The organism is Bradyrhizobium sp. CIR18 (assembly GCF_014198295.1).
Taxonomy (GTDB): domain Bacteria; phylum Pseudomonadota; class Alphaproteobacteria; order Rhizobiales; family Xanthobacteraceae; genus Bradyrhizobium.
Genome location: NZ_JACIHF010000008.1, coordinates 166,535 through 183,885 on the forward strand (window position 1 = coordinate 166,535; position 17,351 = coordinate 183,885).

Annotated in this window: 15 protein-coding genes and 1 tRNA gene; 9 read left to right on the forward strand and 7 right to left on the reverse strand. The window is 64.6% G+C overall.

All coding sequences use genetic code 11. The features are described 5' to 3' along the window. Positions 1 to 159 precede the first annotated feature (159 nt). Both carB and GGD65_RS24520 read right to left on the reverse strand, forming a co-directional pair. Positions 160 to 3,624, reverse strand: a complete 3,465-nt coding sequence (carB, locus tag GGD65_RS24515; RefSeq protein ID WP_092260603.1) for a carbamoyl-phosphate synthase large subunit — start codon at positions 3,622 to 3,624, stop codon at positions 160 to 162. A gap of 253 nt (positions 3,625 to 3,877) precedes the next feature. Then, complete coding sequence (locus GGD65_RS24520; RefSeq protein ID WP_183236865.1) at positions 3,878 to 5,047, reverse strand: MFS transporter; 1,170 nt, start codon at positions 5,045 to 5,047, stop codon at positions 3,878 to 3,880. Between the two features lie 113 nt (positions 5,048 to 5,160). Between GGD65_RS24520 and GGD65_RS24525 the strand changes: the two genes are divergently transcribed. Continuing rightward, positions 5,161 to 5,532 (forward strand): helix-turn-helix transcriptional regulator, encoded by a 372-nt coding sequence (locus GGD65_RS24525; protein WP_179731512.1) that lies wholly within the window; start codon positions 5,161 to 5,163, stop codon positions 5,530 to 5,532. Positions 5,533 to 5,700: 168 nt separating this feature from the next. Here GGD65_RS24525 and GGD65_RS24530 read toward each other — a convergent pair. Further along, positions 5,701 to 5,776: transfer RNA gene (locus GGD65_RS24530), tRNA-OTHER, on the reverse strand. A gap of 54 nt (positions 5,777 to 5,830) precedes the next feature. Beyond that, entirely contained in the window at positions 5,831 to 6,532 is a 702-nt protein-coding gene (locus GGD65_RS24535) for a class I SAM-dependent methyltransferase (protein WP_183236866.1), read from the reverse strand. Positions 6,533 to 6,646: 114 nt separating this feature from the next. On the opposite strand from GGD65_RS24535, the gene GGD65_RS24540 reads away from it, so the two are divergent. After that, on the forward strand, positions 6,647 to 7,171 hold the full coding sequence (locus tag GGD65_RS24540) for a Dps family protein (RefSeq protein WP_018318252.1): 525 nt from the start codon (positions 6,647 to 6,649) through the stop codon (positions 7,169 to 7,171). Between the two features lie 124 nt (positions 7,172 to 7,295). On the opposite strand, the gene GGD65_RS24545 is transcribed toward GGD65_RS24540, so the two are convergent. Both GGD65_RS24545 and carA read right to left on the reverse strand, forming a co-directional pair. After that, the gene (locus tag GGD65_RS24545; protein WP_183236867.1) at positions 7,296 to 7,817 is read right to left on the reverse strand and encodes a hypothetical protein; all 522 of its coding nucleotides are present in this window, start codon (positions 7,815 to 7,817) and stop codon (positions 7,296 to 7,298) included. Between the two features lie 163 nt (positions 7,818 to 7,980). Next, entirely contained in the window at positions 7,981 to 9,171 is a 1,191-nt protein-coding gene (carA, locus tag GGD65_RS24550; RefSeq protein ID WP_018318250.1) for a glutamine-hydrolyzing carbamoyl-phosphate synthase small subunit, read from the reverse strand. A gap of 146 nt (positions 9,172 to 9,317) precedes the next feature. On the opposite strand from carA, the gene GGD65_RS24555 reads away from it, so the two are divergent. The 7 genes from GGD65_RS24555 to GGD65_RS24585 all read left to right on the forward strand — a co-directional run bounded on the left by GGD65_RS24555 (position 9,318) and on the right by GGD65_RS24585 (position 15,002). Next, positions 9,318 to 10,028 carry an alpha/beta fold hydrolase gene (locus GGD65_RS24555; RefSeq protein ID WP_183236868.1) on the forward strand — a complete coding sequence of 237 codons (711 nt, stop codon included), beginning with the start codon at positions 9,318 to 9,320 and terminating at the stop codon, positions 10,026 to 10,028. 51 nt (positions 10,029 to 10,079) lie between these two features. Further along, a complete protein-coding gene (locus GGD65_RS24560) occupies positions 10,080 to 10,535 on the forward strand; it encodes a GatB/YqeY domain-containing protein (protein WP_018318249.1) in 456 nt (151 codons plus the stop codon). Positions 10,536 to 10,759: 224 nt separating this feature from the next. Beyond that, on the forward strand, positions 10,760 to 11,899 hold the full coding sequence (locus GGD65_RS24565; RefSeq protein ID WP_183236869.1) for an epoxide hydrolase family protein: 1,140 nt from the start codon (positions 10,760 to 10,762) through the stop codon (positions 11,897 to 11,899). Positions 11,900 to 11,948: 49 nt separating this feature from the next. Further along, entirely contained in the window at positions 11,949 to 13,559 is a 1,611-nt protein-coding gene (locus GGD65_RS24570; RefSeq protein WP_183236870.1) for an acyl-CoA synthetase, read from the forward strand. A gap of 60 nt (positions 13,560 to 13,619) precedes the next feature. Continuing rightward, positions 13,620 to 14,087, forward strand: coding sequence for a MarR family winged helix-turn-helix transcriptional regulator (locus GGD65_RS24575; protein ID WP_018318246.1), 468 nt, complete (start codon positions 13,620 to 13,622; stop codon positions 14,085 to 14,087). Between the two features lie 82 nt (positions 14,088 to 14,169). Beyond that, positions 14,170 to 14,556 carry a nuclear transport factor 2 family protein gene (locus tag GGD65_RS24580; protein WP_179731501.1) on the forward strand — a complete coding sequence of 129 codons (387 nt, stop codon included), beginning with the start codon at positions 14,170 to 14,172 and terminating at the stop codon, positions 14,554 to 14,556. A 2-nt stretch (positions 14,557 to 14,558) separates the two neighbouring features. Then, complete coding sequence (locus GGD65_RS24585) at positions 14,559 to 15,002, forward strand: hypothetical protein (protein WP_104465320.1); 444 nt, start codon at positions 14,559 to 14,561, stop codon at positions 15,000 to 15,002. Position 15,003: 1 nt separating this feature from the next. On the opposite strand, the gene GGD65_RS24590 is transcribed toward GGD65_RS24585, so the two are convergent. After that, positions 15,004 to 17,235 carry an ATP-binding protein gene (locus GGD65_RS24590; protein ID WP_183236871.1) on the reverse strand — a complete coding sequence of 744 codons (2,232 nt, stop codon included), beginning with the start codon at positions 17,233 to 17,235 and terminating at the stop codon, positions 15,004 to 15,006. Positions 17,236 to 17,351 lie beyond the last annotated feature (116 nt).

Genomic DNA, 17,351 nt, shown 5'->3' on the forward strand with positions numbered 1-17,351 from the left:
GGTATTCCCGGCGCTGAACACGCGGCCACCGGAACGTTATGTGGGCTGGCGCCGGAACAGAACAACCACCATGGCCGGACAGTTCCTCCGGCCATTGTGGCTTCATTGCCAATCACTTAGCGGAGGCCTAACCCTTAAGGCTCGGCCTCCCGCTCGCGATCAGGTTTCCGAAAAGTAGCTCTGCAGGGTACGAACCTCAAGGTCCCCGCCGAGATAGGCGCGGATGCCCTGCGCGGCCGCCACGGCCCCGGAAAGAGTGGTGTAATACGGCACTTTATGCAAGAGGGCCGCGCGCCGCAGCGAACGGCTGTCGGCGAGCGCCTGCGGGCCTTCGGTGGTATTGAAGACGAGCTGGACGTCGCCATTGGTGATGGCGTCGACGATGTGCGGCCGACCCTCCAGCACCTTGTTCACCTTCTCGGTCGGGATGCCCTGATCGGTCAGGAAGCGCTGGGTGCCCGAGGTCGCCAGCACCTTGAAGCCGAGCGAATGCAGTTCGCGGACCGCATCGGCGATGCGCGTCTTGTCGCTCTCGCGCACCGAGACGAACACCGTGCCCTTGCGCGGTACTCGCGTGCCGCCGCCGAGTTGGCTCTTGGCGAAGGCGACCTCGAAATTGCGGTCGATGCCCATGACCTCGCCGGTCGAGCGCATCTCGGGGCCGAGCACCGTGTCGACGCCGGGGAAGCGCGCGAACGGGAATACCGATTCCTTGACGCCGACGTGCTTGAGCTTTGCCTTCTTCAGCTTGAAATCGGCAAGCTTCTCGCCGGCCATGATGCGCGCGGCGATCTTCGCGACCGGCGTGCCGACCACCTTGGCGACGAACGGCACGGTGCGCGAGGCACGCGGATTGACCTCGAGCACGTAGATCTCGCCGTCCTTGACGGCGTATTGCACGTTCATCAGGCCGACGACGTCGAGGCCGAGCGCGAGCTCGCGGGTCTGCCGCTCCAGCTCCTCGATCATCTCAGGCTCGAGCGAATGCGCCGGCAGGGAGCAGGCGCTGTCGCCGGAATGGATGCCGGCTTCCTCGATGTGCTCCATGATGCCGACGATGAAGGTGTCCTTGCCGTCGCAGAGGCAGTCGACGTCGATCTCGGTTGCGTCCGAGAGATAACGATCGAACAGCAGCGGGTTCTTGCCGAGCACGGTGTTGATCTGCCCGGTCTTGTCGTTCGGATAGCGCGCCTTGACGTCGGCCGGCACCAGCTCCGGCAACGTGCCGAGCAGATAATCGTTGAGCTGGTTCTCCTCGCGGATGATCTGCATCGCACGGCCGCCGAGCACGTAGGACGGGCGCACCACCAGCGGCAGGCCGAGATCGGCAGAGACGAGCCTTGCCTGCTCGACCGAATAGGCGATGCCGTTCTTCGGCTGCTTGAGACGGAGCTTGTCGAGCACGCGCTTGAAGCGGTCGCGGTCTTCGGCAAGGTCGATGGCGTCAGGCGAGGTGCCGAGGATCGGCACTTCGGCGGCTTCCAGCGCGCGCGCGAGCTTCAGCGGCGTCTGGCCGCCGAACTGCACGATCACGCCGTGCAGCGTGCCGTTCGTGCGCTCCTTGGCGATGATCTCCAGCACGTCCTCGGCAGTGAGCGGCTCGAAATACAGCCGGTCGGCGGTGTCGTAATCGGTCGACACGGTTTCCGGGTTGCAGTTGACCATGATGGATTCATAGCCGGCATCATGCAGCGCGAAGCAGGCATGACAGCAGCAATAGTCGAATTCGATGCCCTGGCCGATGCGGTTCGGTCCGCCGCCGAGAATGATGACCTTCTTCTTGTCGGACGGCGTGCTCTCGTCCGCCGGTGCGCCCGCGAACAGCGCCTCATAGGTCGAATACATATAGGCGGTCGGCGAGGCGAATTCGGCCGCGCAGGTGTCGATGCGCTTGTACACCGGACGAACGCCGAGCGCGTGGCGCTTCGCGGTGACCTCGGCTTCCGTCGTCTCGGCGAGCACCGCGAGCCGCGCATCGGAGAAGCCCATGGCCTTGAGCGTGCGCATGCCGAAGGCATTGCCCGGCAGGCCGTTCTTGCGGACCTTCTCCTCCATGTCGACGATGCCGCGCATCTCGCTGAGGAACCACGGATCGATCTTGCAGGAGTTGAAAATTTCCTCGTTCGACCAGCCGAGCCGCATCGCCTGGGCGACCTGGAGCAGCCGGTTCGGCGTCGGCGTGCCGAGCGCGGCGCGGATCGCGTTCTTGTCGTCGTCGCGGCCGAGCCCTTCGATCTCGATCTCGTCGAGACCGGTCAGTCCGGTCTCGAGCCCGCGCAGCGCCTTCTGCAGGCTTTCCTGGAAGGTGCGGCCGATCGCCATGACTTCGCCGACCGACTTCATCGACGTCGTCAGCGTGGTGGAGGCGCCGGGGAATTTCTCGAAGGCGAAACGCGGCACCTTGGTGACGACGTAGTCGATGGTCGGCTCGAACGAGGCCGGCGTGGCGCCGCCGGTGATGTCGTTGGCGATCTCGTCGAGCGTGTAGCCGACCGCGAGCTTGGCCGCGACCTTCGCGATCGGGAAGCCGGTGGCCTTCGAAGCCAGAGCGGACGAACGCGACACGCGCGGGTTCATCTCGATGACGACCATGCGGCCGTCCTCGGGATTGACGCCGAACTGCACGTTGGAGCCGCCGGTCTCGACGCCGATCTCGCGCAGCACCGCCAGCGAGGCGTCGCGCATGATCTGGTATTCCTTGTCGGTCAGCGTCAGCGCCGGCGCCACCGTGATGGAATCGCCGGTGTGCACGCCCATCGGATCGAGGTTCTCGATCGAGCAGACGATGATGCAATTGTCCTTCTTGTCGCGCACCACCTCCATCTCGTACTCTTTCCAACCGAGCACGGATTCTTCGATCAGCACTTCGTTGGTCGGAGACGCATCCAGGCCGCGCTCGATGATGTCGAGGAACTCTTCCTTGTTGTAGGCAATCCCGCCGCCGGTGCCGCCCATGGTGAAGGAGGGGCGGATGATCGCGGGCAGGCCGATCTCGGACAGCGCCATCATGGCCTGGCCGAAGGCGTATTCCTGGTAGCGCTTGCGGCGCTCGCTCTCGCCCAGCGTCCACTGCCGCTCATGCTCTTCGAGCGCGGCGCCGGAGAGTTTTTCGCGCTCGGCCTGATATTTGTCGCGGAACGATTTCTTCAGCGCCGAAGCGTTGGCGAGCCGCGACTTCGGCGTCTCGAGCCCGATCTTGGTCATGGCCTCGCGGAACAGCTGGCGGTCTTCCGCCTTGTCGATCGCATCCGCGGTCGCGCCGATCATTTCGACGTCGAACTTGTCGAGCGTGCCCTGGCGGCGCAGCGACAGCGCGCAGTTCAGCGCGGTCTGTCCGCCCATGGTCGGCAGCAGCGCGAAGCCGCCGGGGATGACGTGACGTTCCTTCTCGATGATCTTGGCGACGATCTCGGGCGTGATCGGCTCGATATAGGTCGCATCGGCCAATTCCGGGTCGGTCATGATGGTGGCCGGGTTGGAATTGACGAGGACGATGCGATAGCCCTCTTCCTTCAGCGTCTTCACCGCCTGGGTGCCCGAATAGTCGAACTCGCAGGCCTGGCCGATCACGATGGGACCGGCGCCGATGATCAGGATGGTGGTGATGTCTGTACGTTTGGGCATCAACTCTCGCCGGACTGGAATTTGGGCACAAAAAAAGGGCGCGCTCCTGCGCGTCCCTTTGGCCGAAGCGCGATCAGCAAAAGTGGCCACCGGTTTTGCGTCCGATCGCGCTTCTACCTCTTATAAGAGGCGCATGATCTTGACGCCAAACCGCCTACACTTTGGCGGATCATGCGCGCGCGCGGTGGTCTCCCTCGCGCGCGGGTGGGTCTTAGACCAGATTCCGGAGCGGCGAAACCCCGAAAAACGCCCATCAACCGGCAATTTTGACGGGTTTTGGCCTGGCCTGCCAGCCACGGGCGAGATGCACCAGAAGTGAGGCCGCAACGCTCGTTCCGCCGATCCAGCCGAGGTCGGTCGGCGAGAGGGTGGCCAGCACCGCCCCGCCCAATGCCCCGCCGATGGCGAAGCCGAGATACATGGCGGAGGCGTTGAGCGAGAGCGCGATCATCGAGGCCTGCGGCTCGATCCGGATGATGCTGGCGACCTGGGCCGGGTAGAATGCCCAGCCCGAGATGCCCCAGAGGAAGATCGCGCCCAGCACCGCATAGTGCGCCTGGCCCGGCATCAGCTTCAGGACCACCGAGTGCAGGATCAGCGCTGCTGCCATGCCGGCGAGCCCGAGGCCCACGGTGGCGAGCGTACCGAGCCGGTCGGCAAGTAAGCCGCCGAACATGTTCCCGATCGCGGCCGCGCCGCCAAACACCAGCAACGCAAGGCTGATTTGCTGCGCATCGAAGCCGAGGCCGCGCAGCGGAATCGCGAAGTAGGTGAATACGGTGAAGCCCCCGAGCGCCCATAGGATCGTGATCACAAGCGCGACCAGGACATTGCTGTGACGCGCCACGGCCAGCCGTTCGCCGAGCGAGGCGGTGTTGCGCGGCAGGCCGCGGGGCAGGCCGAGCAGCAGCCCGGCAAGCGCGACGGTGCCGATCATAGCGACCATGGCAAAGGTCGCGCGCCAGCCGAGCAGGCTGCCGACGAGGTTGCCGAGGGGAACGCCAATGACGGTCGCGACCGTCAGGCCCGACGTGACCAGCGCCACCGCTCGGCCGCGCCGTTCCGGCGAGGCGACCGCCACGGACACTGCGAGCGCCGTCGGCATGCAAAGCCCGGAGCCCAGCGCCATCAGCATCCGCGAGGCCAGCAGCAGGGCGTAGCTGGAAGCCACCATCGCGGCGAGATTTCCGGCGATGAAGGTCGCCAGCGCCAGGGCGAGCACGGTGCGGCGGTCGATATTGTTCAGCGCGACGGCCAGGATCGGGGAGCCCACGGCGTAGGTGAGGGCGTAAGCCGTGACCAATTGGCCGGCGGCGGAGACCGAAATCTGCAAATCGGCGGCGATGCCGGGCAAAAGACCTGCGATTACAAAGCCTTCGGTGCCGATCGCAAAGGCCGCCAAGGCCAGCCAGAATACGCTCATTGGACGAGATCCCTATGTTCAACGTTTATTGAACTATTGGGTGTGGCAATTTGTAAGTCAATTGGTTCAAGAACTATTGAACATTGTGGCCGCTTCGCTATCATTCACGGGTCATGAGCCGCACACCTCTCCACCCGACCCCCGAGCAGATCGAGCTGCCGATGGTGCTGGATTGCCTGAGCGATCCGATCCGGCTCGCCATCGTCTACCAGCTTGCCCAGCAGGAAGGTGTCAGCAGCGAGCTCTGCTGCGGCGACTTCAACGGGCTCGCGGGCAAGTCCAACCTCGCCTATCACTTCGCCAAGCTGCGCGAATGCGGCCTGATGCAGACGCGCGTGGCCGGCACTAACCGCTTCATGCGGCTGCGCCGCGAGGATCTGGACGCGCGTTTTCCCGGCCTGCTCGATGCGGTGATCAAATCCGCGGCCAGGGATGCCGAGCGGCTTCAGTTGCTGCCGGAGGGTGAAGTGGTTGCGGCAGATTGAGGTTGGGGCGGGCAGTCCGTCTTCGCTTCCGCTGCGCTCCAGCTACGCCGGACATGCTTCGACCCTGCGGATGGCTGCACCACGCCCGGCTTCGCCCTTCGGGCTTCGCCGCGGCAGCGTTCGCCACGAAAAGGCTTGCCGAGCCGAAGCTGCGTAAGCAGCGAAGGCTGGAGACCCGGCCTGGATTTGAACCAGGATGTAGAGCGTTGCACCGCCCTCGCGTAGACGCTTCCGCCACCGGGCCGAGGCGATCATTACCGATTGCAGTGCGACAAGCTACAACGGCTAATTGTTATGCTTAACGAACCAGAGGCGGCCGCGCGATGAAGGTCATGCGCCAGCGATTGTGGCCGATATTGGTGTGGGCGCGCTGGACCGCGAACCCGGCCGCTCTCAGCTTGGCGGTGATTTCCTCCTCGCTGTAGCGCTGGAGCCCGATACGCGTGCGCAGATGACGGTAGTCGGACAGCGCGGTGCTGATCAGCCCGATCAGCGCGTCTTTCAGGAAACCGTGGCGCAGGCCAAAGCCGAGCAGCGCCATGACGTCCCTGAACATGCCGACATTGGGCTGGAGGATGTCCCCCAGCACCAGCTTGCCGGAGGGCTTCAGGATACGGCGGATGGTGAGGAGCGCGGCATCGAGCTCGTCCGGCGCCATGTATTGCGCGACCGAGTTCATCACGACGAGGTCGATCGACTGGTCCTGCATCTTGCGGACATCGTCGAGCGAGCGGACACGGATCTTGGTGTTCGGGGCAAACCGCGCGATCAGCCGGCCGCGCACCCCCGGCGCGGGCTCGGCGAGGATCAGCTTGCCGCAGCTAGCGGCCACCTGGGTCGCCGAGAGCGCCTCGCCGCAGGCATAGTCCAGCACCGTCGCGTCCGGCGAGGGGATATAGCCGATGATGTCCCGCGCGATGATCTGGAAGTGCAAGTCGCGATGCAGCTTGCTGACATAGATCGTATGCGTCGAGTCGTAATAATCGATCCAATCGTCCATGGTATTCGATGGTCCCGGCCAAACGGTTCCCGTCAAGGAACCGGCGCTGCCCGCCTTGCGTTAGGGGTGCGACGGCGCGCCGTCAATGTCCGCGTCCTAACAGGAAGGCTTCCCGTGAGCAAAACCAACAACAAGGTCTCGCCCGATCTCGATACCCCCACCGACCTGTCGCCCGACGGGGTCAAGAAGGTTTCGGAGGCGCTCAACGTACTTCTGGCCGACGCCTTCGCGCTGTATCTGAAGACCAAGAATTTTCACTGGCACATCAGCGGCCGGCATTTCCGCGACTATCATCTGCTGCTCGACGAGCAGTCCGACCAGATCTTCGCCACCACCGACCAGCTCGCCGAGCGCGTCCGCAAGATCGGCGGCACCACGCTGAAGTCGATCGGCCAGGTCGCAAAGCTCCAGACCATCAAGGACAACAACGAGGACTACGTCCCGCCGCGCGAGATGCTGCGCGAGCTGATGCAGGACAACAAGCACGTCGCGGCTGCGATGCGCAAAGCGCACGAGGTCTGCGACGACGCCGGCGATGTCGCCAGCGCCAGCATTTTGGAAGTGTTCATCGACGAGACCGAGCGCCGGACGTGGTTCCTGTTCGAGGCCACGCGGCAGGAGGGTGGCAACGAGGCGTAGGGCACGGTGTCGTAGGGTGGGCAAAGGCGCGCTCTTGCCCGCCGTGCCCACTATCTTTCCTTTCGGCTTGAATAGATTGGTGGGCACGCTTCGCTTTGCCCACCCTACGGCGCCGCCGTTGTGGCTACCGCCACAGCCGCATCAACGCCCCATCCGTGCCCGTCACGGGATCGGCCGGCGGCATCGCGACGTTCGGAATCGTCTTCAACGCTTTCGCGTGGCTCTCCGGCGTTGGCCGCGTGATCTCCATCTCTGCCCCGGGCGGATAGGCGCCGATCACGCAGAAATCGTCGCTCGCCCTGATGCGTTGATGGCCGGTGCCGGCAGGCAGGATCGCGACATCACCCGCCTTGATCTCGAGCTCCTGGCCATGGTCGCCGCCGAAGCGGACGCGGGCACTGCCGCGCGCGACGCCGAGCACCTCATGCACCGTCGCGTGGTAATGCAGATAATCGTAGACGCCATTCCGCCACGTCCCGCCCCAGCCATTCGCTTCGAACAGGTTCTCGATGGTCTCTTCCGGCCGCTTCGGGTCGAGCTTCACCGCAGCCTGGTAGACCAGGAACGGAAGGATGTTGTTCGGCACGAGCCCGTCATCCTCGAACACGATGGCGAGCGGCTCGGCCTTGTCGCGGACGACGGACATGGCGGGACTCCGGCTGCAAAGACAGCGGGACAACATTCTATCGGGTGGAGGCGTTCCTCAACAGGTCACCTGTCCCGGACGCGCTGCAGCGTGCAACGCCGCGGCGCAGAGCCGGGACCCCAGAGCCGCGAGGCCCAGTCAGCGGGGCATGAGAGCGCGCGTCTTACGCGCTCTTCTTCTGCCGCATCAGATCCGCAAAACGCTGGAACAGGTAGTGCGAGTCGCGCGGGCCTGGTGAGGCCTCGGGGTGGTACTGCACCGAGAACACCGGCTTGCCGTCGAGCTGGATGCCGCAATTGGAGCCGTCGAACAGCGAGATGTGGGTCTGCGTCGCGCCCTTCGGCAGCGTGGTCTCGTCCACCGCAAAACCGTGGTTCATCGAGGTGATCTCGACCTTGCCGGTGGTCTCGTCCTTCACGGGGTGATTGGCGCCGTGATGGCCCTGATGCATCTTCTTCGTCTTGGCGCCGACGGCGAGGCCGAGCATCTGGTGGCCGAGGCAAATGCCGAAGGTCGGCGTGCCGGACTTGATGACGTCCCGGATCACAGGCACGGCATATTTGCCGGTCGCGGCCGGATCGCCCGGACCGTTGGACAGGAACACGCCGTCCGGCTTCATCGCCAGAATGTCTTCGGACGAAGTCGTCGCCGGCACCACCGTCACCTTGCAGCCGACGCCGGCGAGCAGGCGCAGGATGTTGCGCTTGATGCCGTAGTCGATGGCGACGACGTTGAACTCCACCTTGTCCTGGCGGCCAAAGCCCTTGTCCCACAGCCACGGCGTCTCGTCCCAGGTGAAGCGCTGGCCGCTTGTGACCATCGGCACCAGGTCCATGCCCTCGAGGCCCGGCCATTCGCGCGCCTCTTCCTTGAGGCCATGCAGGTCGAACTCGCCGTTCCTGGCGTGCGCGATCACGGCGTTGGGCATGCCCTTTGAGCGGATCAGCGCGGTCAGTGCGCGGGTGTCGATGCCGGAGAGGCCGATGATGCCGCGCGCCTTCAGCCACTGGTCGAGATGCTTGGTGGCTCGATAGTTCGAGGGATCGGTGATCGCGGTGCGCAGGATCACGCCGCGGGCGCCAGGTGTGGCGGCCATGTTCACCGTCTCGATGTCTTCCTCGTTGGTACCGACATTGCCGATATGCGGGAAGGTGAAGGTGATGAGCTGCCCGGCATAGGAGGGATCGGTGAGGATCTCCTCATAGCCGGTCATCGCGGTGTTGAAGCAGACTTCACCGACGGCGTGGCCTTCGGCGCCGAGACCGAAGCCTTCGAGCACCGTGCCGTCGGCAAGCACGAGGAGCGCGGTCGGTTTATGGTCCGGCCAAGCGGGATCGTTGTCATGTTGTGTCATGAGCGCGTTTCATAAGCCTGCCGGACGCCCCCGTCAAAGCGCAGATGCACCGATTCACATGCGTTTTTGCATATTTGACAGCCCGTCTCGGGCTCCTAAGCTTGGCCGCACAATTTCCGGCAAATTCCTGGGCTTGCGAGGCAATAATGGACCAGACCACCCCGATTCTGTTGGTTCCGGGGCTGGCCTCCTCGGCCCGGATCTATGCTCCGGTCATCCCGGCGCTGTGGCGTTTCGGCCCGGTTATGGTTGCCAACCATATCCGCGACGACAGCATTGCGGCGATCGCCTCCCGCGTGCTGAGCGAGGCCCCGCCGCGCTTCGCGCTCGCCGGTCACTCCATGGGCGGCTACATCGCATTCGAGATCATGCGCCAGGCGCCCGAGCGGGTGGTCAAGCTCGCGCTGATCAATACCCAGGCGCGGCCCGATACGCCGGAGGCGACCGCACGCCGGCGCGGCCTGATGGAACGCGCCAGGCGCGGCGAGCTTCGCGCGGTCCGCGAGGAGAGTTTTCCAGAGCTCGTGCATCCGTCGCGGCGCGATGATGCCGATATTCTCAAGCTGGTGCATGCACAGGACGAGGATGTCGGTGTCGAGGGCTATCTGCGGCAGCAGACCGCGATCATCGCACGGGTCGATTCGCGCCCGACGCTTGCAGCCATCAAATGCCCGACGCTGGTGTTGACGGGCGATGCCGACAACACCATCCCGAACGCTCTCTCCAGGGAGATGGCCGAGGGCATCGCCGGCGCAAGGCTCAAGGTCCTCGATCGCTGCGGGCACTTGCCGCAAGCCGAGCAGCCCGAAGCGACAGTGCGGGCCCTGACCGAATGGCTCGGAACCGAGGTTGTCTAGGGGCCGCGAACGGCCTAGATCAGGCGTCAGATATTGGAAGGGATCACGATCATGTTGCGCGACGACATCAACAATGCGGTCAAGGAGGCCATGAAGGCCAAAGACGAGCGCAAGCTGTCCACGCTGCGCATGGTCAACTCGACCATCAAGAACGCCGACATCGACGCTCGCGGCAACGGCAAGCCGCCGCTGTCGGACGCCGATCTGCTCGGTGTGCTGCAGAAGATGATCAAGCAGCGCCAGGAGGCGGTCGAGCTCTACGACAAGGGCGGCCGCGCCGAGCTCGCGGCCCAGGAGCGCGAGGAGATCGCGGTAATCTCGGCCTATCTGCCGAAGCAGATGGCCGACGACGAGGTGAAGAAGGCGATCGCGGATGCGATCGGCGAGACCGGTGCTGCCGGCATGAAGGACATGGGCAAGGTGATCGCCGTGCTGCGCGCGAAGTATGCCGGGCAGATGGATTTCGGCAAGGCGAGCGGCCTCGTGAAGGCCGCGCTGTCGGGCTAGCTGCTTACCCTCCCCTGGACGGGGAGGGTCGATCGCGCGAAGCCTAGCGGGGTGGGGTGATCTCTCCACTCGGGCAGCGCTTCCGCGGAAAGACTGTCACCCCACCTCGGTTCGCATGCCGCTTCGCTTCATGCGAACCGACCCTCCCCCTCCGGGGAGGATCGGTACCTTTGACGTGGCTGCGATCCGGTCTACTCTCTCGACAAGAAAAATCGGGAGGCACGATGACCGGCGCCATCAAACCGTTCCGTATCGCCATCAGCGACGACATTCTCTCCGATCTCAAGTCGCGTCTCACCCGCACGCGCTGGCCGGAGGCGGAGCTGGTCGACGACTGGAGCCAGGGCGCACCGCTGAAGTGGATCCGGGAGGTCTGCGCCTATTGGGCGAGCGAATACGACTGGAGAGCGCGCGAGGCAAAGCTGAACCGCTTCGATCAGTTCACCACCGAGATCGACGGGCTCGACATTCATTTTCTGCATGCGCGTTCGAAAGAACCAAACGCGCTGCCGCTGATCATCACCCATGGCTGGCCGGGCTCGATCGTCGAATTCCAGAAGGTGATCGCGCCGCTCACCGATCCCGTCGCGCATGGCGGCAATCCTGCGGATGCGTTTCACGTGATCTGTCCTTCGCTGCCGGGCTTCGGCTTCTCCGCCAAGCCGAAGGCGACCGGCTGGGGCGTCGATCGCATCGCCGCGACCTGGGCGAAGCTGATGGAGCGGCTGGGCCATGCGCGCTATGGCGCGCAAGGCGGCGACTGGGGCTCGGCGGTGACGGCCTCGCTCGGCGCACAGGATGCCGCGCACTGCGCCGGCATTCACATCACGCTGTCCTTCAACTCGCCGCCGCGCATGGAGGGCGAGCCGACTCCGGAGGAGAAGCGGGCACTCGCCGGCCTCAAGCATTACGTCGATTTCGACTCCGGCTATTCCAAGCAGCAATCGACGCGCCCGCAGACGCTCGGCTATGGCCTCACGGATTCGCCGAGCGGGCAGGCGGCCTGGATTTTGGAAAAATTCTGGGCCTGGACCGATTGCAACGGCCATCCCGAAAACATCTTCACCCGCGACGAGTTGCTCGACAACGTCATGCTCTATTGGGTGACGGAGACGGCGACTTCCTCGGCACGGCTCTACTGGGAAAGTTTTGGCAAGCGCCGCACCACGCCTGTCGTCAAGGTGCCGACCGGCGTCGCTGCGTTCCCGAAGGAAATCATCACGCCGGTGCGGCGCTGGATGGAACCGAACTTTCACAACATCACGCATTGGAGCGAGATGGAGAAGGGTGGCCATTTCGCCGCCTTCGAGCAGCCGGAGCTGTTCGTGCGCGATGTCAGGAAATTCTTCCGGACGATGCGGTAACTCTCTAGACTGGGCAACAACGACAAGACCCGGGAAGACGACCAAGCCCATGCTCACCGAAGCCAAGACCTACGACGAGCTCGTCCGGAATTTCCGCTGGGACATCCCGGCGCGCTTCAACATGGCGGAAGCATGCTGCGATCGGCATGCCGACGGCACCGGCCGGCTCGCGCTCGTTTATGTCGACGAGAACGGCGCCACCACGCGCACCTCCTTCGACGAGGTCGCGGACATGTCGCGCCGCTTTGCCAACGTGCTGAAGGCCGATGGGCTTTCGCGCGGCGACCGCGTCGCGGTGTTCCTGTCGCAGTCGCTGGAGCTGCCGATCGCGCATATGGCGGCGTTCCGCTCCGGCCTGGTCTCGATCCCGCTGTTCGCCCTGTTCGGCGAGGACGCGCTGGAATTCCGCCTGTCGAATTCACAGGCGAAGGCAATCGTCACTGATGAGGCGGGCTGGGAGAAGCTCACGAAGATCCGCGAGCGGCTGCCCTATTTGCAGGACATCTACATCACCAGCGGCGCCGTCCACGCCGGCGCAAAGCCATTCTGGCCGGCGATCGAAACCGCGTCCGAGGACTTCGCGACCGTCGACACCGCCGCCGATGATCCCGCGCTGATCATCTACACCTCGGGCACGACGGGAAATCCCAAAGGCGCGCTGCATGCGCACCGCGTCGTGCTCGGCCATCTCCCCAACGTCGAGATGTGTCACAATTTCCTGCCGCGTCCAGGCGATCTCATGTGGACGCCGGCGGACTGGGCCTGGATCGGCGGCCTCGTCAACGGCCTGCTCGCATTCTGGTATCACGGCATCCCCCTGGTCGGGCATCGCGCGCGCAAATTCGAGCCGCAGGCGGCGATGCAGATGATGGCCGATCTCGGCGTCCGCAACGTCTTCCTGCCGCCAACCGCGCTGAAGCTGATGCGGCAGGCGGACGTCAAGCACGCGGGCGTCAAGCTCCGCAGCATCTTCACGGGCGGCGAGTCCCTTGGCGGCGAGCTGCTGGGATGGGTGCGCGAGACCTTCGGCATCGACGCACATGAGGTGTTTGGCCAGACCGAGTGCAATCTCGTGATCGGCAGCAACTCCAACCTGTTTCCGATCCGCCCCGGCGCGATGGGCAAGGCGACGCCGGGCTTCGACGTCCGCATCGTCAACGACAAGGGCGAGGAATTGCCGCGCGGCCAGCGGGGCATCATCGGCGTGCGCCAGCCATGCCCCGTCACCATGCTCGAATATTGGCGCAATCCGGAGGCGACGGCGAAGAAATATGCCGGCGAATTCCTGCTCACCGGCGATCTCGGCGTGCAGGACGAGGATGGCTATTTCTGGTATGTCAGCCGCGAGGACGACGTCATCACCACCGCCGGCTATCGCGTCGGCCCGTCCGAGATCGAGCACACGCTGATGAAGCACCCGTCGGTGGCAATGGCCGCGGTGGTCGGCATCCCCGATCCGATCCGCACCGAATCGATCAAGGCCTGGATCGTGCTGCGTCCGGGCTTTACCGGCACCGACGCGCTGGCGCGCGAGATCCAGGAGTTCGTCAAGGTGCAGCTCGCCGCGCATGAATATCCGCGCTTCGTCGAATTCGCCGAGACGCTGCCGATGACGGCGACGGGCAAGGTGCTGCGGCGCGAGCTGCGGGCCAAGGGCTGACTTCTTAAAAGGGCTGACTTCTTAAAAGGGCTGACTTCTTAAAAGGGCTGACTTCCGACAATGGCCAAGACGTCTCAAGCCGCGGGACTTCACCGCGCTTCGCTCGACAAGCTGCACGATCTCGATGCGGCGCTGGAGCTCATGTATTACGGCTGGCGCGGGATGACGCTGGAAGCGGACGAATATCTTGCGAAGCAGGGCCTGTCGCGTCCGCATCATCGTATCCTCTACGTGGTGGCGCGGCGGCCCGATATCGCGATCGGCTCGCTGCTCGAGGTCCTCGGCATTTCCAAGCAGGCCTTGAGCCGGCCGCTCAACCTGCTGCTGGAACGCAAGCTCCTGACGTCGAGGCGCTCGCCCGAGCAGCATCGCTCGAAGCTGCTGCGTCTGACGGCCGCCGGGCAGCGCATCGAGCAACGGGCCTCGGACCACGAGCGCAAGGTTTTGCGCGAGGCGTTCGATCGCGTCGGCGCATCCGGGGCGGCGGCATGGATGGCGGTCATGGGGACGATCGCCGACAACAATTGACGGTTCTTAAAGTCAATGTAGTTGACATGAGAAGCGGGCTTTGCCACTGTCCTGGCAACAAGCCGGGGAGGGCCGTGTCGTCATGAGCGGACAGAATCCATTGAGCGCGCAGAAAATGAATCGCGCGGCCGCCGAGCGCTTCGTCGCGGCATGGTGCGCGAGCTGGTGCAAGGTCGATATCGACGCGGTGGTGGCGCATTTCGCCGAGAATGCGCAGATGCGCAGCCCTCTGGCGCTGACGCTGACCGGTTCTCCTGTCGTCGCCGGCATCGAGAATATCCGCAGCTATTGGCGAAAAGCCTATGGCCACATCGAAAGCGCGGACCTGAAGATCCTGAGCTGGAGCTGGGACGACACTATCGCGCGCCTGACGGTGTGGTGGCAGCTCGGCGACACGCGCGCCAGCGAGTTCATGGATTTCGACGACGCTGGCCGCGTCGTGCGCAGCGAAGCCTTTTACGGAAAATGACCATGCGCCTTTCGGATATCGTCCTGCTCCTCAACACGCTGTGGTTCGGCGGCGCCTTCATCCAGTTCAGCATTGCGCAGGCCAACACGCTGAAGATCTTGCTGCCGCGGGAAGAACGCAGCAATCCGATCGCGCCGACCCTGGCGGCCAGCGTTGCGTTCCTGGGCGGGATGAACCTGCCGATCGGGCTGTTGTCGTTCTACCTTCTGGTTGCGCGTCCGCTCTTCTTCCAGCCGGTCGAGGCGCAGCTCACGCTGTTCCTGTTCTTTTCGGCCTGCCATTTCAGCCAGTTCGCCTATAACCTCCCAGTGCTGATGCGTGGCGGACGTGTCGGGGTCGCCTACTGGCCGGTGTTGAAGGGTCCGATGCTCCGGATCTTCGTCATCGACGCGGGCCTGTTCGCGGCCAATCTCGCAGTGGCGCTCCAGCTCGCGATAGCGTCCTGATCTACCGCGACGGCTCCGAGAGCGCGGCCCGCAGCATCGCCGCAAGATCCTTTCGCCGGAAGGGCTTGGTCAGAATGCGGGCGTCGCCGTCCCCGTCCGGAGTCTTGACGGGCGTCTGGCTGTAGCCGGAGGTGAAGAGCACCTTGAGATCAGGCCGCAGCTCGGTTGCTTGCCTCGCAAGCTCCGGCCCGAACATGCCGCCGGGCATGACGACGTCGGTGAACAGCAGCTGGATGTCTCCGGGTTGGCGCATCACCTCCAGCGCTGCCGGTCCGTTCGACGTCGCGATGACCCGGTAGCCGAGCGTCCTGAGCTCGTTCTCGACATAGGCCCGCACCATGTCGTCGTCTTCGACGAGGAGAATGGTCTCGTGTCCCGCTTGTGTGACGGTCGCTTCCGCTGGGCGCAGGTCCTCGCCCGGCGGTGTTTCGAGGCGGGGAAAGAACAGCCTGACGACACTGCCTCGTCCCGGCTCGGACTGTATCTGCACAAGTCCGCCGGACTGTTGTGCAAATCCGTAGACCATGCTCAGGCCGAGGCCGGTCCCCTTGCCGACCTCCTTGGTCGTGAAGAACGGCTCGAACGCGCGGCTGACCACCTCGGCGCTCATGCCGCTGCCGGTATCGGTCACGGCCACCATCACGTAGTCGCCGGGCCGCGGCTCGCCGTTGACGTCGAGGTCGGATTCACCGAGCGAGCTGTTATGGACCTCGACCGTCAGCTTGCCGCCCTCCGGCATCGCATCGCGCGCGTTGAGCACGAGGTTGAGCAGCGCTGTCGTCAGCTGGCCGGGATCGACGCTGGCCGGCCATAAATCCCGTTCGAGCGCGAAGCGGCACTCGATGTGCTCGCCCAGTGTCCGACGCAGAAGCTGCTCCATGCCGAGCACCTTCTCGGCGATGTCGATCTTTCTCGGCCGCAGCGGCTGCTTGCGTGCGAAGGCGAGCAGGCTCCGTGTCAGGTCAGAGCCGCGCTCGGCGGCGGTCGCGATGTCGCCGGCGATGCGGTGCAATTCCTTGTTTCCCGCCAGCTGGTCGGCAAGATGCTCGGAGTTGCCGAGAATGACGGTCAGGAGATTGTTGAAGTCATGCGCCACGCCGCCGGTGAGCTGGCCCATGGCTTCCATCTTCTGGGATTGGCTGAGCTTCTGGTTGAGATCCGCGATCGCGGCGCGCTGCTGCTGCAGCGATTCGGCGGTGCCGTTGAGCAGGGTCATCAATCCGCCGAGCTCGCCGCCCGGATGGGGCTCCGGAATGCGCGCGCTGAGATCTCCGCGCCCGAGCCTCTTCGCCATGGTGGCGAGCCGCCCGACCTGGCGGCCGATGCTCACGGTCGTGAGGATCCATAAGCCGGCCAGGAGCAACAGCAAGGCCACCGCGAGAATCGCCATGTCCTCGTAAAGCCGGCGGTTCGCTGCCGCGACCAGTCCGTCCTTGGAGCGTCCGACCATGATGGTGAGGCCGGCCTTGCGCATCGAGGGCGAGCGGGCAACGCCCCAGATCTGCGTGCGGCCCCCGCGGTCGGTGACTTCCCGAAATGGCTCGCCATCGTGCGCTGCCGCAAAGCGGAACAGATCGGAGCCCGCAATGGTCCCGCCAATGGGCACGCTCCAGCCGCCGCCCTTGGGGGCGACCAGGACCGTACCCTTGGCGTCGACGAACAGGATGTCCTTCTCGGCCAGCAGCCGCTTGTCGTGAAATTCCGCGAATTTGTTCAGGTTGAAGGACGCGAGCAGCACGAATTTCAGCGCGCCCGCCTCCGATCGCACGGGATAGGCGATCTGGAGCACCGATAGCCCGGTGAGGCGGCCGAACACCGGCTCCGCGGCAACGACGCCTTGAAGACCCTTGACCTCTTTGAAATAGCCGCGGTCGTTCAGGTCGAGGGTGCGGTTGGTCCGAAGCGAGTCGCAGAACAGGCTGCCGTCGGGATCGATGGTCAAGATGCCCGTGAACTGCGGATATTCTTCGCGCACTTCCGACAGAAACGCCGAGCACGCCGCCTTGTCGCGCGTGTCGAGGTCGCGGGCGCGGGCCAGACCGTAGTGGAGCTGGGCGGTGCCCTGGATCTTCTCGTTCAGATCGCTCGCGATGTCGTCGGCGGATGCGGCCAGATTGGCCAGCGCCGCGTCGATCTCGCTGGCCCGGTTCTGCACAAAACGCAGCCCGACCAGGATCGCGGGCACCAGCATGGCGGCAATGACGAGGATCAGTAACCGGGTACGCAGGCTCATCGGTGGGGCGGTCCGCTCTCAGGCGCATCTGCTCGGAGGTACAATTTGCGGACGATCGTCTGCCCAGTCCATAGCATTGGCGCGAAAATCGCACCGATGGTGAAGGATTTCGCATC